This window comes from Paenibacillus glycinis (assembly GCF_009909185.1).
GTDB lineage: Bacteria > Bacillota > Bacilli > Paenibacillales > Paenibacillaceae > Paenibacillus_Z > Paenibacillus_Z glycinis.
The window spans coordinates 270,395-287,786 of the sequence record NZ_JAAAMV010000007.1; the positions used below are offsets into that span (position 1 = coordinate 270,395).

15 protein-coding genes and 1 pseudogene are annotated in these 17,392 nt (G+C 58.4%); 5 read left to right on the plus strand and 11 right to left on the minus strand.

Features of this window, described 5'->3' with window-relative positions; translation table 11 throughout:
* Positions 1–43 precede the first annotated feature (43 nt).
* From GT019_RS12345 to GT019_RS12355, 3 genes are all read right to left on the minus strand, one after another.
* Positions 44–928: a carbohydrate ABC transporter permease gene (locus GT019_RS12345; RefSeq protein WP_161743449.1), complete on the minus strand. Its 885-nt coding sequence runs from the start codon at positions 926–928 to the stop codon at positions 44–46.
* Positions 929–1,144: 216 nt separating this feature from the next.
* Positions 1,145–2,071: an ABC transporter permease gene (locus GT019_RS12350; RefSeq protein ID WP_161743450.1), complete on the minus strand. Its 927-nt coding sequence runs from the start codon at positions 2,069–2,071 to the stop codon at positions 1,145–1,147.
* A 230-nt stretch (positions 2,072–2,301) separates the two neighbouring features.
* On the minus strand, positions 2,302–2,772 hold the full coding sequence (locus GT019_RS12355; protein ID WP_161743451.1) for a GyrI-like domain-containing protein: 471 nt from the start codon (positions 2,770–2,772) through the stop codon (positions 2,302–2,304).
* Between the two features lie 345 nt (positions 2,773–3,117).
* On the opposite strand from GT019_RS12355, the gene GT019_RS12360 reads away from it, so the two are divergent.
* Positions 3,118–3,321, plus strand: coding sequence for a hypothetical protein (locus GT019_RS12360; protein WP_161743452.1), 204 nt, complete (start codon positions 3,118–3,120; stop codon positions 3,319–3,321).
* A gap of 94 nt (positions 3,322–3,415) precedes the next feature.
* On the opposite strand, the gene GT019_RS12365 is transcribed toward GT019_RS12360, so the two are convergent.
* The 5 genes and pseudogenes from GT019_RS12365 to GT019_RS12380 form a co-directional block, all read right to left on the minus strand.
* Complete coding sequence (locus GT019_RS12365) at positions 3,416–5,218, minus strand: cache domain-containing sensor histidine kinase (RefSeq protein ID WP_161743453.1); 1,803 nt, start codon at positions 5,216–5,218, stop codon at positions 3,416–3,418.
* Complete coding sequence (locus tag GT019_RS12370) at positions 5,211–6,836, minus strand: helix-turn-helix domain-containing protein (protein WP_161743454.1); 1,626 nt, start codon at positions 6,834–6,836, stop codon at positions 5,211–5,213. Before GT019_RS12370 ends, GT019_RS12365 begins: the two co-directional genes overlap by 8 nt.
* A gap of 312 nt (positions 6,837–7,148) precedes the next feature.
* On the minus strand, positions 7,149–7,340 hold the full coding sequence (locus tag GT019_RS31940) for a YiaA/YiaB family inner membrane protein (protein ID WP_235947816.1): 192 nt from the start codon (positions 7,338–7,340) through the stop codon (positions 7,149–7,151).
* 84 nt (positions 7,341–7,424) lie between these two features.
* A pseudogene (locus GT019_RS31945) lies at positions 7,425–7,658 on the minus strand (YiaA/YiaB family inner membrane protein); the annotation flags it as partial.
* A 187-nt stretch (positions 7,659–7,845) separates the two neighbouring features.
* On the minus strand, positions 7,846–10,593 hold the full coding sequence (locus GT019_RS12380; RefSeq protein ID WP_161743455.1) for a glycoside hydrolase family 2 protein: 2,748 nt from the start codon (positions 10,591–10,593) through the stop codon (positions 7,846–7,848).
* A gap of 165 nt (positions 10,594–10,758) precedes the next feature.
* Here GT019_RS12380 and GT019_RS12385 point away from each other — a divergent pair, with 165 nt between their 5' ends.
* From GT019_RS12385 to GT019_RS12395, 3 genes are all read left to right on the plus strand, one after another.
* Entirely contained in the window at positions 10,759–11,688 is a 930-nt protein-coding gene (locus GT019_RS12385; RefSeq protein WP_161743456.1) for an ArsR/SmtB family transcription factor, read from the plus strand.
* A 448-nt stretch (positions 11,689–12,136) separates the two neighbouring features.
* Entirely contained in the window at positions 12,137–12,808 is a 672-nt protein-coding gene (locus GT019_RS12390; RefSeq protein WP_161743457.1) for a DUF559 domain-containing protein, read from the plus strand.
* Positions 12,809–13,073: 265 nt separating this feature from the next.
* The gene (locus tag GT019_RS12395; RefSeq protein WP_161743458.1) at positions 13,074–13,463 is read left to right on the plus strand and encodes a hypothetical protein; all 390 of its coding nucleotides are present in this window, start codon (positions 13,074–13,076) and stop codon (positions 13,461–13,463) included.
* A gap of 1,124 nt (positions 13,464–14,587) precedes the next feature.
* On the opposite strand, the gene GT019_RS12400 is transcribed toward GT019_RS12395, so the two are convergent.
* The 3 genes from GT019_RS12400 to GT019_RS12410 form a co-directional block, all read right to left on the minus strand.
* A complete protein-coding gene (locus tag GT019_RS12400; protein WP_161743459.1) occupies positions 14,588–15,430 on the minus strand; it encodes a helix-turn-helix domain-containing protein in 843 nt (280 codons plus the stop codon).
* 108 nt (positions 15,431–15,538) lie between these two features.
* Complete coding sequence (locus tag GT019_RS12405) at positions 15,539–15,772, minus strand: hypothetical protein (RefSeq protein WP_161743460.1); 234 nt, start codon at positions 15,770–15,772, stop codon at positions 15,539–15,541.
* The gene (locus GT019_RS12410; protein WP_161743461.1) at positions 15,765–16,556 is read right to left on the minus strand and encodes a phytanoyl-CoA dioxygenase family protein; all 792 of its coding nucleotides are present in this window, start codon (positions 16,554–16,556) and stop codon (positions 15,765–15,767) included. Before GT019_RS12410 ends, GT019_RS12405 begins: the two co-directional genes overlap by 8 nt.
* A gap of 372 nt (positions 16,557–16,928) precedes the next feature.
* Here GT019_RS12410 and GT019_RS12415 point away from each other — a divergent pair, with 372 nt between their 5' ends.
* Positions 16,929–17,288: a winged helix-turn-helix transcriptional regulator gene (locus tag GT019_RS12415; RefSeq protein WP_161743462.1), complete on the plus strand. Its 360-nt coding sequence runs from the start codon at positions 16,929–16,931 to the stop codon at positions 17,286–17,288.
* Positions 17,289–17,392 lie beyond the last annotated feature (104 nt).

Sequence of the window (17,392 nt, forward strand, 5' to 3'; positions counted from 1 at the left end):
TATTGGTTTTGATTATATCGCTATACGACCGAAGTCGGTATAGTCAGCCTTTGACCGCGCCCACCATGAGCCCCTTGACGAAATAGCGCTGGAGGAACGGGTACAGGAAGATGATCGGGCCGATCGTGACGACGGTCAGCGCCATCTTCATCGATTCGGACGGGATCTGCGGCATGATGCGCTGCATCGCCGCGGCATTGCTGGAGTTGCGCAGGAAATCGACGTTCGAGATGAGCGTCCGCAGCAGCAGCTGCAGCGGCTGAAGCTCCTGCTTGTCGATGAACATCAGGCCGAGGAACCAGTCGTTCCAGTACGCCAGCGCCACGAACAAGCCGATGGTCGCCAAGACGGGCACGGACAGCGGGGTAATGAGCCGGCCGAAGATGCGGAATTCGCTCGCGCCGTCCATTTTGGCGGACTCGTAAATGTCCTCCGGAATCGACTGCATGAAGTTGCGGATCAAGAACATGTTGAAGGCATTCGCCATCGGCGGCAGGATCATCGCCCAGATCGTGTCCTTGAGCTCCAGGTAGCGGACGCAGATGATGTACCACGGCACGAGGCCGCCGCTGAACAGCATCGTCAGGATGACGTAGATGGACAGGATGTTGCGGTACTTGAACGAGCGCCGCGCCATGACGTACGCGCCCATGCTGTTGACGATCAGGGACAGGATCGTCCCGACGACCGTGACGAGGATGCTGATGCCGTACGCGTCCACGATCCGGTTGGAGCCGAGGAACAGGATCCGGTACGAATCGAGCGTAATATGCCGGGGGATGAGCCCGTAGCCGTAATTGACGATGTCGTTCTCCGTGCTGAGCGAGCCCGAGATGACCATCAGGAACGGGAACAGGCAGGCCAGGCTGAATAAGGCAATGACGAGCATGATGAGCGCTTGGCTGAGCGAAAATCGTTTGGCAACCATTGACCGATGCCTCCTTGGGTTTATTTAAAAGCGAATTGAAGAAAGGCATGACCTGCGGTCGGTATGGGTCTCCACTCGCTGTTGTAGTTGGATTTCTTTGATCTTATAAATTATCATTAGGTAGAAATCCAACTACAAAGGCGACCACTTCGTTGTTCCGACTCCATACCGACTCTCCGGTCACTTCTTCAAAACTCTTTTAAAAAATTTAGCGTTTTAGAAAATCGCCGAGTCCCGGTCCACCTTGCGGGCGGCGTAGTTGCTGGCGAGGATGAGCACGAACGCCACCACCGATTGCAGGAAGCCGGCCGCGGATGCCATGCCGATGTCGCCGGATTTGCGAAGGCTCCGATAGACCAGCGTGTCGATGACGTCGGTCGTCGGGAACAGCAGCGAGGCATCGCCGACCATCGCGTAGAACATCCCGAAGTCCGCGTTCATGATGCGGCCGATGGCCAGGAGCGTCAGGATCATGATCGTCGGCTTCAGCATCGGAATGCTGATGTACCGCATCTGCTGCCAACGGGAGGCGCCGTCGATCGAGGCGGCCTCGTAATACGAGTTGTCGATCGAGGTCAGCGCCGCCAGGTAGATGATCGTGCCGTAGCCGGTCACTTTCCAGCGGATCGCGATCGTCAGGATGAGCGGCCACAGGCCGGCTTCGCTGTAGAAGTCGATGCCCTGAAAGCCGAACCATTCCAGCAAGCGGTTGACCGCGCCGTTCTCGAAGTTGAGCAGGTTGTAGGTGAACACGCCGACGACGATCCAGGAGATGAAGAACGGCAGGAAGGTCAGCGATTGGGTGATGCGCTTGAAGTATTTGTTCCGCAGCTCGTTCAGCATGAGCGCGAAGCCGACCTCGAACACCAGCCCGACGCCGATGAACAGCGCGTTCAACAGGATCGTGTTGCGAACGGCCCGGTACGCCGCGTCCGAGGACAGAATGTAATCGAAGTTGTTCAGCAGCGGGTGCATCCAATCGCTGCCCCAGATGCCTTTGCTGAAGTCGAAGTTCTTGAACGGAATGATCAGACCCGACAAGGGCAAGTAATTGAACAGGAAGAGCAGCGTCGCGACGGGCAGAAACATGAGCAGCAGCTGGCGGTTGCGCACGAGCTCGCGGAGGATTCCGTTTCGTTTCATGGGCCTATACCCCTTCTCTTTCGTTGATAGTTTAATGATAAAGGACGGTCCCGGCCGCTTCTATGAGCGGATCTTATCCTTTGCAGGGTTGTTTTAGCCTGTTCCCGCTTTTTCGAGAAAACGCTTCCTTTCGGAAACGAACGAAAAAAGACCGCCCTCCGTCATCCGCGATGACGATGGACAGCCCTCGTTCCGCCGACCCGCTTCGCCGCGCGATCGGCGCCTCCCCGCTATTCCTTGCTTGGGACGTAAATCTCGATGCGGCTGTCCGCGTCGTCCAGCGCATGAATATCGGGCCAGTATTCGATGTCGATCGGCCGCATGCCGTAGGCGTCGTTAATGTACGCATACGTCTCGCCGATCCGGGATTCCGGACCTTCGTGCACGAATTTCGCGTAGCGTCCGCGAGGCAGCGTATGCGCGATCATCCCCTCCGGCAGCGCGCCGAACGCGTCCACTTCAACCGCAATCACGTGCCGAAACGGAACATCCGGCGTCCAATGGCCGTCTTGCGGGTAAATTTGTAGCAAGTAGATGCCGGAACCGGCGCCGTGTTCGATCTCTTGCCTGCGGCCGGCCAGTTCCTCGCGCAGCGTGCCGACGATTCTCGTTTCCAGCACGTTGTTCAGGCTTTCGACGATCGAATAACCGACCAGCTTGAGCGCTTCTCTTTCCATCGTGTCGACTTGATAACCGTTCATGCGAATCCCGCTCCTTTTTATATGGAAAATAATTACATACAAACTGTAACGATTATGCGCCTGCTTGTAAAGGAGCTTCCATCCTGCCGCTGCGCGCCCCGGATGAACAAACGGCGCCAACCGGCAGAATCGCAGCGGCCGGCGCTTGATCATCCCGGCCGGCGAAACGCGCATGGGCAATTCGCCTTGCCGGTTAAGGGTCTTGCGACTCTGTTTGCGGACCTAGATTTTTTTCGAAATTTTTCTTATAAAGGACTTCATTCCCATTAACTCATGACCGATATAAGGATTAACGACCCAATATCGTGACCTAGGTCATGAAAATCCAGGAGAGAAGGTTTAATTATGAGAATCCTTAACCGCAAACCCATCAACGGCACTTTGGTGCACGCAGGCATTAAGACGCATGCTTCTTTGTTCGGCGCTACGGCAACCGCGGATGGCGCATCGGCGGAGCGCGGAGCAAAATTCACGACCGGCATGATCAACGGAGCGCTGCTTGTCGCGCCATTCTGGCTTTTGGTCGCCTGGCTCGTATTTCACAACTAAGCCGAATCCCCCGCTAGCGCACGCGACCCGGGCTGCCAGGCCTATGCGCCGGACAGCCTATCCGAACCCGAAGACCTTCCTATATCCGTTCCCTTCACTTCCTTTGCCCTAGTTCCCCGTCCTTGATGATCGGATGCCTCAGCGTGATCCGGGTGCCTTGCCCCGGCGACGTCTCGATGCTCAGCCTGCAATTCTCGCCGAAATACAGCTTCAACCGATCGTTGACGTTACGCAGGCCGACGCCCTTGGCGCCTTCGGCCGATTTCGCGTGCGGATCGGAGTTCATCTCCAGCTTCTCGATCACGTCCGGCGGAATGCCGCTGCCGTTATCGACGAGGTCGACCACGAGCTCCTCGCCGTCCCGGCGGGCGGAGAGCAGAATCTTGCCTTGTTCGAAATTATCGCGAATGCTGTGCTGGATCGCGTTCTCGACGAGCGGCTGCAGCAGCAGACGCAGGAACGGCACGTCCTTCAGCTCGCCGTCGACCGAATACAGGATTCGAATCGTCTGGCCCATCCGCGCCTGTTCGATCTGCACGTACGCCTTGACCTGCTCGATCTCCCGCCCCAGCGTCGTCACCTCCTTGCCTTGATTGAGGCTCAGCCGCAGCAGGTTGCCGAGCGCGGACACCATCTCGCTGATCTCGCTTCGGCCGTGATTCTCCGCCTTCCAGCGGATCGACTCCAGCGTGTTGTACAGGAAATGCGGATTGATCTGATGGCTCAGCACCTGGAATTCCAGCTCCTTCTTCTGCCGCTCCGCCCGCGAAGCGTCCGCGATCAACCCTTCCAGCCTGCGGATCAGGCTGCCGTAACCGCGATACAGCCAGCCGACCTCGTCCTGCCGCGACGACGTCGGGATGATCTGCTGCAGATTGCCCGCTTCCAGCCTGCGCATATACCGGACGAGCCGCGCGATCGGCTGCGTGAAATACGCCGTGATGTACAGCACCACGCCGATGCAGCAGATCAGGTAGATAATCAGGAAGATGACGAGCAGCCGGTTGATCTCCGCGATCGTGCCGGTCAATTCGTCGAGCGGCGTCAAGCTGGCGATCGTCCACGGATAGCTGTCCATCCGCACGTAGGTCGCCAAATACTTGCTGCCTTCGATCGTGACGGTCTGCGACCCCTGCGCTCCCGCGGCAATATGCCGGACGAACCGCTCGGACGGAAACGGACTGCCCGTCCATTGATTGGCATGGGAATCGTAGACGACCGTCCCCGATTCGTCGAGCAGCAGCACCTTCTGATCGACCATGCCGCCGCTCTGGGAGAAGAAGCGCTTCAGCTGGTCCTCGGACAGATCGGTGGCGACGAGCCCGCGCGGTATCTGGTCGTACAGCCCGGAGAAGCGCTTGATGTACGTGAGCAGCGGACGTTCAAAGTAGCCCTTTTCCGGCATCGACAGCCGCCAGGTCGGACTGACCGTGGCGAGCGATTTGCGGAACCACGGCTCGTCCTGCACCCGGTCCGGCTCGCCGATCGTGCTCATGTAGTCCGTGTATTTGGACGGATCGATCGGATACACGTGAATCCGGAACGCGTCGATCGTCGACGTCTTCTGATAGATCAGGCTGACCATGTTCAGCGTGAACGTATCTTCGGACGCCGGATCCGCCGGCGGCGGGGCGCTCAGCAGGTTCTGCAGCTGCTTGTTGCCGATCAGGCCGTTGATCTGATTGTTCAGCGACTCCAGGTAGTTCTCGAAATTGCCCCGCGACTGCTGCAAATAGTTGATGGAGGCGGTCATGTTCGCGTTCGAGATGCCTTCGATCGCCTTGATATGCGCATAGTACGCGAACAATAAAAAAGGGACGATAATGATCATGAAGAAGATCAATATCATCCGGTTCCGGAAGGAAGACGCGAGGCGCAGGGAGACCGGGCTACTCATGGCCCGCGATCCCTTGCAGCCTGCGGTATTCTTTGGGCGTGTGGCCCGTTTGTTTCTTGAACAGCTTCGTGAAATGAACGGGGTCCTTGTAACCGACCTGCGTGGACACCTCGTACACCTTGTACTGCACTTCTTCGAGCATCCGTTTCGCCCTTTCCATCCTGATCTCGGTCAAATATTCGAGAAACGTCATGCCCGTCTCTTTCTTGAACAGCTTGCTCAGCCACACCGGCGTCACGTGCACTTCCTCCGCCACGCTCTGCAGGGTCAGGCCGTCGGCATACCGGCCGCGGATGAATTTCTCCGCGGCTTGAATGATCTGGCACGGCGACACGCTCTGGGTCCGGAAGCCCGCGGCGACGGTCAGCAGAAACTGCTCCGTCTGCTCCTTCAGCGACTCCAATGTATCGAACTGCTCCAGCCGCTCCCACACGGCCATCGGATTGCGCTCCCAGGTCCGGTCGGTCCAGCCGTGCTGCCACGCCTTCTTGAACAGCTCGAGCAGCCATTCGAAGATGCGCTGCTGGATATCCTTGATCTGCGTGAACGACCAGCATTGGACCATCTCCACGAACGGCTCCATCGCCGCCCGGATCTCGTCGTCCGTGCCGTAGCGGATCAGGTCGAGCACCTCCGCCGGCTGCCGGATCGAGAGATTGTCCTGCTCCGCCTCGACCTCCCAGCCGACCCCGGTGAGCAGCCGGTTGCCGCCGTAGACGGCTTTCTGCTCGAGGATTTCCTCCGTCTCCGTATACACGGCATTGAGACCGCTTGCATAATCGGTCGCGGAGCAGAGCGCCACGCTCACGTTGACCTTCACGAACTGATGGATGCGGCGGATGCACAGCTGGCCGAGCTCCTTGTACAGCTCCAGCCGCGCGGCGTCCGGGCAGGCCAGCAGCAGTACCCAGCGGTTCTTGGCGTCCTCGTAGAGCACGGAACGGTAGGCGCAATCCTCCTCCAGCGTCTGGCGGACGACGTTGCCGATGCCGAACAGGATCAGATTCCGTTCGTTGCGGCTCACGACCGCCCGCAGGTCGTCGACCTCGACCAGCAGCAGCGCGAGGCGCTCGCCCAAGAGCCAATCCAGCTCCAGCGTCCGCAGCCGGTGCGCGATCCTCGTCTCCCGGTAGGCGTTGTATTTGAATTCGACCAGCTCGCGCAGCACTTCCTCGCGCATCTTCGGCAAGGCGCTCTGCACATGCGATTGCAGCAGCATCTCGTTGTCGCGGTCGCGCTTCTCCTTCTGGAGCTGGTCGATCATCCGCTTCAAAATCTCGCCGAGATCCGACGTGTTGATCGGCTTCAGCAAATAATCCATGGCACCGAGCTTCATCGCGCTGCGCACCATCTCGAAATCGTCGTAGCCGCTGATGACGATCGCCCGCCAGCCGTCGGCGCATTCGGCCGCGTACTGCTCGATCAACTCGAGGCCGGTCATCCGCTTCATCCGGATATCCGTCAAGATCAGGTCGGGCTCCCGCAGCCTGGCCAGCTCCAGCGCGGTATCGCCGTCATCGGCGGTGATCGCTTCCTCGATGCCGTATTCTCCCCAAGGAAAATTCCGGCGCAGTCCTTCGCGGATCTCCCATTCGTCGTCAACGATCAGCACCAGCATCGCGCTCCCGCCTTTCCCGTTCTTTTTCCCGATCATATAACGCGCGATGTTCGCGGTACAAGGAGTGATTCTTATCTTTATAGGGGGGATTCTATCTTGTTTCGCTCCCCCCGACCGCTGCGGCGAAGCTGCGCGTTTATCGGCTTGGCAGCGTTGCTTCCGTCGCATGCGCCCGAAGCTCATAAGGGGACTACTAACTTCCAGTATAGTAGGAACTGGCGATGCCGCAAGTAAAAACTTCTCCCTCTTCCAATTTCAAGCAAAAGAAACTTCCCTCGCGACGAGAGAAGTCTCTTTTACGCATTATTCGCCCTACTCCTCCGCCTCGTCCCGATTCAGCCGGTCCTCCTCGTTGTCCCGGATCGTCTTCTGCAGCACGAGGCACGACACGATCAGGAACGCGCCGCCGATGGCGTAATAGCCCTTGACGGCCAGCGGCTCCTCCAGGTTGAAGATCCCGATGTACTGCGCCAGGATCGCCAGGCCGAAGCCGGCCCAGGACAGGAACGTGAACGCGGACGTGTTGCGGCGGCGGTGGCCAGGGTTGTGCGCCGCGAGGAAGCTGTCCTCGTCGTTGTCGCGCGCGACCTTCTGCAGCAGGAACGAGGTGACGATGAGCAGCACGCCCGTGACCGCATAGTAGCCCTGCACCGACAGCGGTTCTTTCAAGTTATAAATGCCGACGAATTCGAATCCGCTCGCGAGCACGAACGACGCCCAAGCCATGAACGTGTAGGTCGGGGTGTTGCGGCGACGGTAGAAATGCATTTTCGCGCGAACCGGCATCGCCGTAGTGAACTGATCCATATCCATCTTACTCATCGTAATGAGCCTCCCGTATAACCTTTGCGGTTATGTGTTATGGCCTCATTGTAATCCCGTTCGCCGCGCGCCAGAAGTACCAACTATTTCTGGTACCTGGTACTAAGCCCGCTCGCTCGCACTTCAGCCCCGCGCACGAAAAAGGAGCAGGCCGGCTGGCCCGCTCCCTCCATAGAAAGGAAAACCGTTATCTGACATGCGCGACGATATCGATCGGGTACCGTCCGGCATTCCGGCCGTACAGCGCCAGGCCGCCTTCGCCCGCTTCAAGCGTCAGCTTGAAGGCGCGGCTGCGGTCGAGCTTCGCCGTTACGCTGCTCGGCAGCACGACCTTGCACAGGTAGCCGTAAGAGCCGGCCTCGTCGAGCTGGTTGTGAACCTCCTGGTACTGGTAAGAGAGCACGCCTTGGCTGTCCGCCGGATTGTCCGTCAGCAGGAACGACGCGACCTTCTCCCCGTCCACGAGCACGTCGATCCGCGATTCGTGCAGCTCGTTGTCGGTCATGTAGTACGTGTTGGAATTGTACTCCACCGCGGCATCCGCGCCGTGCATGAAGTCGATGCCGTGGGCGCGTTCCCGCGCGCCTTCGACATTGCGCGCCAGCAGCCGCTTCGAGCTGGCCTCGAAGTAGAGCTCAACCTGCTGCACCAGCGCTTGCTCGGCCGCATCCGGCAGCTTGACGTCGTAGACGAACTTGCCCGACTGGCCGCCGTTCGTCTTGCCCGACTGAATCGCATTCCACTGGTGCGCGAAGGTTTGTTCCGCGTAATCCGTCACCGGCACCGCGACGAAACGTCCGTCCGCGTCGTAGACCGGCACGTCGCTGCCGCCGCGCACGTCGAACGCGATGAAGTTGCGCGTCACGACGGCTCCCTCGGCATCGCGGAGCGTGACCGCCAGCACGGCGACGGCATCCTGCTTCGGCAGATCGAACGCGATCGGCGCGATCTCCTTCACGCCGTAGCCGTTCCAATCCAATTCGATCGCGCCGCGGTCCCCGGTTACGCGGGTGCCGAGGTTGTCATGCCACAGCTCCCAGCCGAGCGTCAGCTTTTGCCCATGGTAACGGTCCGAGTAGCTCGACTTCAGCAGCGGCACCGACACGCGTTCGCCCGCTTGCAGCGTCTGGCACGGCGGCGCGTCGATGACGATGAAATCCGGCGCGTGCAGGTCGGCCAGCGTCATGCCGGGCACGAAGCCCTCGTAGCCGAAAAATTTCTCGCGGCCGTCGAGGCGGTAGTAGCCGTTGAACTCGTTGGTCACGTCGCGCAGCTCGGTGAAGACGAACCCGCACATTTTGTCGTGGCGGCGGAATTCGTTCATCATATAGCGGTAATGCCAGGCGAGGTCGCTGTCGCCGGCGCCGCTCACGAAGCCCCAGACGTTGCCGCACTCGCTGTTCATCAGCGGCGCGTCGGACTGCACGTTGTCCCCGATGCAGTTGAAGGACGAGCCCGGGAACGTCTTCTCCACGACCTCTGTCACATGCGCGCGCACCTGTTCGTAGCCGTTGATATAGAAATGCCATGTATTGATGTCCGACTCGACCTTGTCGTAGTTGCACGGCGAGTTATCCTCGACGATCCGCGTCGGATCGACGCTCTTGGCCCAGCGGTAGATCGAGCGCACCCATTCCTGCGTCTCCGGCAAATACGTGGCCTCGGCTTTGCCGCCGTCCTGGCTCGTCAACGCGATCGTCTCGGCATCCGTGCGCAGCCCCCACGTTTCGTTGAACATGATCCAGGAGAAAATCGACGGATGGTTGAAATCGCGATCGATGATTTCCTTCGCCTCGCGCTCGTAGGCCGCGCGCGTCGGCTCGTCGGGATTGCCCCAGAAGCACGGCATGTCTTCCATGATCAGCATCCCGAGCTTATCCGCCCAATACAGCTTGCGCGGCTCCTCCGGCTTGATGTGGATCCGAACGAAATTCAGGCCGAGGCGCTTCGCCAGGTAAATCTCGTCGCGCATTTCCTCGTCCGTCGGATACGTAAAGTACCCCGTCTCGTGGAAGGACTGATCCAGCGTCCCGTTCAGGTAAACCGGCTTGCCGTTCAAGGTCACCCAGCGGTAATCGCGATCGCCGAACCGCGCCGTGCCGATCTCGCGAATGCCGAAATACGTCTCGACGGCGTCCGTGCCCTCATTGCTCGCAAGCTTGATCTCGCCCTCGTACAGGTACGGGGATTCCGGGCTCCACAGCCGCGGCTCCTCGACCTGGAACGTCGCGCTCACGCTGTTCACGCCCTGCGCCAGCGTGACGTTCTCCGCGTGCGATACCGCCCCGTCCGCAAAACGGAACTGCAGCGACGCTTCCGTCGTCTTGCCTGCCGCGATCGTCAGGTTCGCCTGCACGCTGCCATCGAGGCGGGTGATGAATTTCGCCTGCTGAATGTACGCCTTCGGACGCGACTCCAGCCAGACTGGCTGCCAGATGCCGCGGATCTCGCCGTAGCCCTGCTTGCCGCGCGTCTGCGCTTTCAAGTCGAAATCCTCCGCGCGCACCATGATCGTGTTGGCCTCGCCGGTGTTCCAGATGCCCGTCACGTCGAACTCGAACTCGCCGTAGCCGCCCGAGTGGGAACCGGCGTGCAGGCCGTTGATCCAGACGTCGCAGCGGTAGTCGACCGCGCCGAAGCGCAGGAAGACGAGGGAATCCTTCGCTTCCGGGGACCAGGTCACGTCGCGCTTGTACCAGCCGATGCCGCGTTCGTTCCGGCCGATGCCGGACAGCGGGCTTGCCCACGAGAACGGCACGACGATCTCGCTGCCGAACTCCGCGGAAGCCTGCGTGGAACCGTTCTCATTTTCGGGATCGAGCCGGAACGACCACGTTCCGTTCAAATTCAGCCAATCGCGGCGCTGCCAATCCGGACGCGGGTATTCGGGACGCGGCACGGAAGTCGCCGCCGTTTGCAAAGCTTGAGCTGCCATTAGGAGAGCACAACCTTTCGGATAAAGTGGATTTTCATTCCTTCTCGCCTTGATTCTAGCACTGGTATATAAATTTATCAATATGTATTATACTTTTACAATATAGAAGTTTTCGAGTACACTACTCCTATACCAAAACGACCGCCCGAAGGACTGATACCGCCCATGAACGAATCCATGCAAGACCTGCTGCGTTATCCCTCCTCCCGTATCGTCGACGTCGCCAAAGCGCTGTCCGGCGACGTCCGCGTGCGCATCTTGGAAGCGCTCGGCGAGAAGCCGATGAGCATCAGCCAATTGGCCGAGGCGCTCGGCGTCGCGCAGCCGACGATCTCCATCAACGTGCAAATTCTCGAAAGCGTGGACCTCGTCTCGTCCGCGCTCGGGGCGAACCGGGAGAAGATCTGCTCCGCCACCTGCCGCTCCATCCAGCTCGACCTGCCGGTAAAGCCCGGCGAAGGGCTGCATCGCACGGAAGAGCTGCACATGCCGATCGGCATGTTCTCGCATTGCTCCGTCCAGCCGACCTGCGGCATCGTGACGAAGGATTGCGTGCACGTCGGCTCCGTGGACGATCCGCGCTCCTTCTACATGCCGGAGCGGTTCGAAGCGTCGCTGCTCTGGTTCTCCGGCTCGGGCTACGTGGAGTATTATTTCGCCAATCCCATGCCGCCCGGCGTGACGATCGACGAGCTCGGCTTCCGCGCGGAGCTCTGCTCGGAGGCGTCCTCCTTCCAGATGGACTGGCCTTCGGACATCTCGCTCTATATTAACGATATGCTCGTCGGCACCTATACGAGTCCTGGAGATCTCGGCGACCGCAAAGGCAAGCTGACCCCGGACAAGTGGCGCAGCGGCACGGAATACGGCCAACTGACGGAATGGCGCGTGACGCAGGACGGCAGCCTGGTGAACGGCGCGCCTTCCGCGAGCGCGACCGTCGGTTCCCTCGGCCTGCAATACAACAAGCCGATCCGCGTACGGCTCGAGGTCGGCGAGGATGCCGAGAATCGTCGCGGCCTGAACCTGTTCGGCTCGGACTTCGGCGACCACCGGCAGGATTTGGTGCTGTCGTTTATCCGGTATTCGGAGTAAAGAGATCACCGATAGAGTATGTGCCAGGCGTATGCGAGTCGCGGTTTGGACCAGACTCGGGGCCGGTCACGGCCCTGCGGTACGGCGAGTGGCTCGAGCTGCCGAGCGACCATCTTCGCGATCGGGCTTGGTTACCGATCGATGAGAACATCTGCGGCTGGCAGCCGTGGAAAGCAAACGTGGTGAGTTGCTGCGATGAGCAACGTGGAGAACATCTGCGGCAGGTAGCCGCAGTGAGCAAACGTGGAGAACATCTGCGGCTGGCAGTCGTGGTGAGCAAACGTGGTGAGTTGCTGCGATGAGCAATCGCGCCGTTATGGCGGCACGCAAGCGAGACTAGCCATGCGGTCGTGTTTCGCGTTATACTGACTTTAACGAGACGAAGAACGTCCCGCTCCATGCCGCGCATGGAGCGGGACGTTTTTTCATTGGGGGGAGGTAACGGAAGATGACGTTCGAACAGGCGCATCGCGATTTCTTGGCGCAGCATTTGAAGAAACGCAAGGGGGAACGAAGAGGGAGGCTGGAACGGGGGCACAGAGAGGCCGAAGAACGGTTTTGCCGCAACGTGTGGTGGCCGGCGCTGGGCCATTTCAACGATCTGCATCCGGAATACGAGGTGCTTGATTGGCGGGGACTGGCTTATTATTGCGATTTTGCCTGGCTTACTCCGTCGGTCAAACTCATCATCGAGATCAAAGGCTTCGGCCCGCATGTCAGAGACATGGATCGGCAGAAGTACTGCAACGAGTTGAACCGGGAAACCTTTTTGTCGGCCATGGGTTTCCAAGTCGTCTCCTTCGCGTATGACGATGTCGCGAATCGGCCAGAACTTTGCCTGACGCTGCTGCGGATGCTGCTAAGCCGCTACCGGACGCAAAGTCCCCTCTTAGAAGATCCGCCAAACTTGATGGAAAGGGAAATCATCCGCTTCGCCTGCGCATCGTCCGGCCCGCTGCGTCCCATCGACGTGGAAACGCAACTTCGCATCAACCACAGAACTGCCGTCCGAACACTGCAATCGCTATGCCGCAAAGGGTTGTTCACGCCGATCACGGGAACCTCGGGAAAATACGTCGTGCGCTACGAACTGCACCCCAGCGCAATCATGCATCTGTAGCGTATAACTTTGTATATACACATAATTCGCCCACGCGGTTAGTGAACGGCAGGGGCGCTTCCTGATAAGTGAGTTCTGGCTGTTTCGTAGGTTCCCGCTGTTACGTAAGTTTCTGCTGTTAGGTAGGTTCCTACTGTTACGCAGGTTCATGCTGTTTCGTAGGTTTCATGCTGATATGCAGGTTCATGCTGATACGCAAGTTCCTGCTGATACTTAGGCTCCTGCTGATACATAGGCTCCTGCTGATACGCAAGTTCCTGCATTAATGCAGGAACTTTTGTCGAAACCGAGTTGGCACCCTTTAATTCCTGCGATTATACAGCATATTGGAGTTGTATTGTCATTTAGCTCCAAGGAGCCGCAATATTCCTGCACTTTTGCAGGAATCTTCTCAAAAGCATGCTATCGCTCAAAAATTCCTGCACTTTTGCAGCAATCTTCTCAAAACCATGCTATCGCTCGAGATTCCTGCAATAATGCAGCAACTTTCGTTGAAACCAGTCGGCACCCTTTAATTCCTGCGATTATACAGCAAATTGGAGCTGTTTTGTCATTTCGCTCCAAGGAGCCGCAATATTCCTGCACTTTTGCAGCAATATTCTCAAAAGCATGCTATCGCTCAAAAATTCCTGCACTTTTGCAGCAATCTTCTTAAAACCATGCTTCGCTCGAAATTCCTGTGATAATGCAGCAACTTTCGTCGAAACCGAGTCGGCGCCATTTAATTCCTGCGATTGTACAGCATATTGGATTTGTATTGTCATTTAGCTCCAAGGAGCCGCAATATTCCTGCACTTTTGCAGCAATCTTCTCAAAAGCATGCTATCGCTCAAAAATTCCTGCACTTTTGCAGCAATCTTCTCAAAAGCATGCTATCACTCAGCAACAATCATCTTAAAACCATGCTATCGCTCGAGAATTCCTGCATATTTGCATTAATTCATTCAAAACCATCTTAAAACCATGCTCACGTCCGCCCCAGTAAGCCCACCGACTTATCTCCCTTACGATATCCCGCTGTGGATAACCCAGTCTGTGGATATGTTTATTAGTTCCGAAGGCTTATCGATTTCTTAACAATCACGCATGTGCATGATGGGGATAAACCTGTGCATAACTTTCCCGCCCATGTCCCCTTCCGGCTTCCCGGCGCTGGGCGCAGCCTCCGATCCGCACCGCGCGCGCCTCCCGGCGCGCGGTGCCATCGCGGCACGCGGTACTCGGACACACGTCGGCGGTCAAACCTCGTTTGTGTATCCTTTTCCTTTTATTATCTTGAAAAACATGGAATGGTTTTCGATATTAGAACGGGATGCACTAGGACTGCATTCCCGCTTCTTGCGAGGGAGTCCCGCGCAGGAGGAGAACACGGAACATGCATGCGGGCTGAGTGCTCCGATCGCCAATTCCTTACGGGCACAGCGAAGGCCAGAAGAGCGCCACGCTCCCCTGGCCTTTGCTGTGCGATATTGCTGTGCGATGTTGTCGTGCGATATTGCTGTGCGATATTGCTGTGCGATGTTGCTGTGCGATGTTGCTGTGCGATATTGTCGTGCGATATTGTCGTGCGATGTTGTCGTGCGATGTTGCTGTGCATTTTTGCTATGCGATGTTGCTGTGCATTTTTGCTGTGCGATTTTGCTGTGCATTTCGCTGTGCGATATTGCTGCATAATATGACCGGCAGGACACGGGCTAACCCGCACGGGAACCCCGCGGGAAAAATCGCATAACCCTGAAGACGCGCGATCCAACTTCACCCTGCGCTTAAAGCTCACCGCTACCGGCCGTAATAATCCTGATTGGCCCGCTTCGCCTGCTCCCGGTACGCCCCCGGCGTCACGCCGTAGCTCTTGGCGAATTGCCGGCTTACGTACGCCGCGTCGCCCATGCCGCATTGCGCGGCGATCTGCGCGAGCGGCAACTCGGATTGCTCCAGCAGCCGCTTCGCCTTGCGCAGGCGCAGCTCGCGCAGCAGCTGCATCGGAGTCAGCCGGAATTTCTCCGCGAAGATCCGGTCCAGGTAATTGGCATTCATATGCACGAGCTCGGCCAGCTGTTCGCGGGAGATTTTCTCGTCCAGTTTCGCGCTCAGGTACGTGACGATCTGCTGGAACCGCTCGTCGTTCTTGGAGCTCGGCAGCGCTCGCGGCGCACTGCCGGCCAGCTCCCAGCTCCGCAGCAAGTAGAACAGCAGCAGCCGGCACAGGCTCGCGATCTCCATCTCGCGGAAGAGCCCCTCCCTGCCGTTCCAGGCATCCATCAGCTGATCGAATGCCTGGACGTACGGTCCGGGATTGGCGATCGTCGTCACCTCGCCGACGGGATAGAGCCGGAACAGGTCCATGCCGTGCGCGTTGGCGGCCTCCACGACGAACCACCGATGATTGCCGTCGCGGTCGGAGCGTTCCGAGAAGGGCAGATGCGGGGCATGCAGCATGACTTGTCCTTTGCCCGCGGTCTGGGTGAGGTGGCCGACCTGCGTCTCCACCCGCCCCTCGGCGATGAAGCTGACCACCCAATGCGGGTAGACGATATCCTGTAGATCGAGCTCGTCATAGAAAGCATGGCCGACGACCGAAGGCCGCACCCGCCACCCGTCCTCGAAAAACGTCCCCGTCATCTCCCCTTCGCCCCCTCCCTCGCCTACGCCAAGCACGCCGGAAGGCTTCTCCCACCGCGCGCGATGCAGCTATGCGATCCATCGGTCGCTCTTCTATCGACCGCCCTTTTATTCAGTCGTGCTAGTATTCGGCGCCTCGGCTCTTCCATCCTTCATGTCTTCGCCTCGCAGCAGCCGTTCGAATTCCGCCTCGTCCGCGGCGTAGACGAGCTTCCCGCCGATGCAGAAGCTGAGACAGCGTTCGAGCTTCACGTCCCCGCCGGCGTCGGCGAGCGCCTGCAGCGCGGCGCCGTAGCGGAACGCCTGCAAATTGTTCGCGCAGCAGCGAATCGGCTCAGGCACGGGTTCCCGTGCCCTGCTGAACTTCGTCCTGCGTCACGAAGCCGGCGTAGGCGCTCCGTCCGTCCCGCGCGATGACCGGCCCGTTCAGGAATTCCTTGCCGGTGTCTGGATTGTAGGAGCCCACGACGGAATATTGGATGACGTAGCCTTTGCGGGTCGTTTGGCTTTGGTTCGGCGTGCTGCGATGGAAGAGCAGCGAATGGAACGCGACCAGGCTGCCCTTCTTCAATTCGACCGGAATGCCGGGGTCCTCCCCTTGGTAGCAGACATAGCCGATCTCCGAGTATACGTGCTCGACGAAGCCTTGCTTGTGCGAGCCCGGCTGAACCCAGATACAACCGTTATCGACCGTCGAATCTTCGAGCGCCAGCCAGCAGGTCAGGTAATGAACCGGCTCGGTCGGCACGTATCCGTTGTCCTGGTGCCACGGGAAATCCCGATTCGCCTCCGGGCGCTTGTACACGGACTGGTCCCAGTACAGCCGCGTATCGGGACCGAGAATGGTCGTCGTAAGATCGACGAACCGCTCGTCGGCGATGAACCGCTGGATGTCGGGATGCTGATAATTCAAATGGCTCGTGAAATTAATCTGGTTGGCCGCGCTGATAAAATCCCGGCCCTCGCTCAGCCTGCGCGCGGATTCCTCGTCGAGCTTGTCGATATGCTCGCGAATGACGTCGATCTCCGCTTCGTTAAACAAATGCTCGAGCACGATGTACCCCAGCTCGTCGTACTGCTTCAGTTGCGCTTCGGTCAGCTTCGGCATGCCGTCATCTCTCCTCATGGACTTGTCGCCTGCCATGCCGGCCGAAGCCGTTCCGTCGCTTCGGATGCATGCGGCGCATCGGGTTGCTGCATGCTTCCATTTTCCGCGATGCGCGCGTTTCGCTCAATGGCTTATCTCCGCCGCTTCATTGTATTTTTTCCACTACTTGCAGACCCGGCCGAAGCGGCTCGTCGAACCGTCCATAACTGCACACGCTGAACGGTCGGCATGCACGCTGCCATTCGCGGCGTAGGACGGTACGCATGCCGCCCCGGTCCCTTGTGTTCCGAATGTTATTAGGGTTATAATACGACGATAGCATTCATCATCGGAAGTAGACATGAATAGGTATTATAGTATCCGAAAAGATACCAAGGAGGAGGAACCGGCGTGGACGAATGCAAAGCCAATACGGCGCTAGATATTCTCATCGGCAAATGGAAACCGATCATCCTCTATCATCTGGGCCAAAGCGGCACGCTCCGTTTCAGCGGACTGCAGCGGGCGATCCCGGAGATCACCAAGAAGATGCTCACCGCGCAGCTGCGGGAACTGGAATATCACGATATCGTGCACCGCGAAATTTACATGCAGATTCCGCCGAAGGTGGAATATTCGATCACGGAATACGGCCAGACGTTGTTTCCGATCATCGAGATGATGCACAATTGGGGACAGAAGCATGTCGATCATTTGGAAGAGAAATACGGGGACGGCAGCGAAGAGGCCGTTCGCGAAAACATAAATTAATGCGAAAACCGCTGTCCGATCTCGATCTGGTATTATCCCCTTCAAGTAGACACTCAAAAAAACCTCGTGTTAACATGAAGTTTTGAGTGCCACTTGGAGGGGAT

What these genes read in the sequence shown, in the direction of transcription:
- GT019_RS12345 (WP_161743449.1), bottom strand. Translation starts at nt 928, where the DNA reads ATGGTTGCCAAACGATTTTCGCTCAGCCAAGCGCTCATCATGCTCGTC.
- GT019_RS12350 (WP_161743450.1), bottom strand. Translation starts at nt 2,071, where the DNA reads ATGAAACGAAACGGAATCCTCCGCGAGCTCGTGCGCAACCGCCAGCTG.
- GT019_RS12355 (WP_161743451.1), bottom strand. Translation starts at nt 2,772, where the DNA reads ATGAACGGTTATCAAGTCGACACGATGGAAAGAGAAGCGCTCAAGCTG.
- GT019_RS12360 (WP_161743452.1), top strand. Translation starts at nt 3,118, where the DNA reads ATGAGAATCCTTAACCGCAAACCCATCAACGGCACTTTGGTGCACGCA.
- GT019_RS12365 (WP_161743453.1), bottom strand. Translation starts at nt 5,218, where the DNA reads ATGAGTAGCCCGGTCTCCCTGCGCCTCGCGTCTTCCTTCCGGAACCGG.
- GT019_RS12370 (WP_161743454.1), bottom strand. Translation starts at nt 6,836, where the DNA reads ATGCTGGTGCTGATCGTTGACGACGAATGGGAGATCCGCGAAGGACTG.
- GT019_RS12380 (WP_161743455.1), bottom strand. Translation starts at nt 10,593, where the DNA reads ATGGCAGCTCAAGCTTTGCAAACGGCGGCGACTTCCGTGCCGCGTCCC.
- GT019_RS12385 (WP_161743456.1), top strand. Translation starts at nt 10,759, where the DNA reads ATGAACGAATCCATGCAAGACCTGCTGCGTTATCCCTCCTCCCGTATC.
- GT019_RS12390 (WP_161743457.1), top strand. Translation starts at nt 12,137, where the DNA reads ATGACGTTCGAACAGGCGCATCGCGATTTCTTGGCGCAGCATTTGAAG.
- GT019_RS12395 (WP_161743458.1), top strand. Translation starts at nt 13,074, where the DNA reads ATGCAGGAACTTTTGTCGAAACCGAGTTGGCACCCTTTAATTCCTGCG.
- GT019_RS12400 (WP_161743459.1), bottom strand. Translation starts at nt 15,430, where the DNA reads ATGACGGGGACGTTTTTCGAGGACGGGTGGCGGGTGCGGCCTTCGGTC.
- GT019_RS12410 (WP_161743461.1), bottom strand. Translation starts at nt 16,556, where the DNA reads ATGAGGAGAGATGACGGCATGCCGAAGCTGACCGAAGCGCAACTGAAG.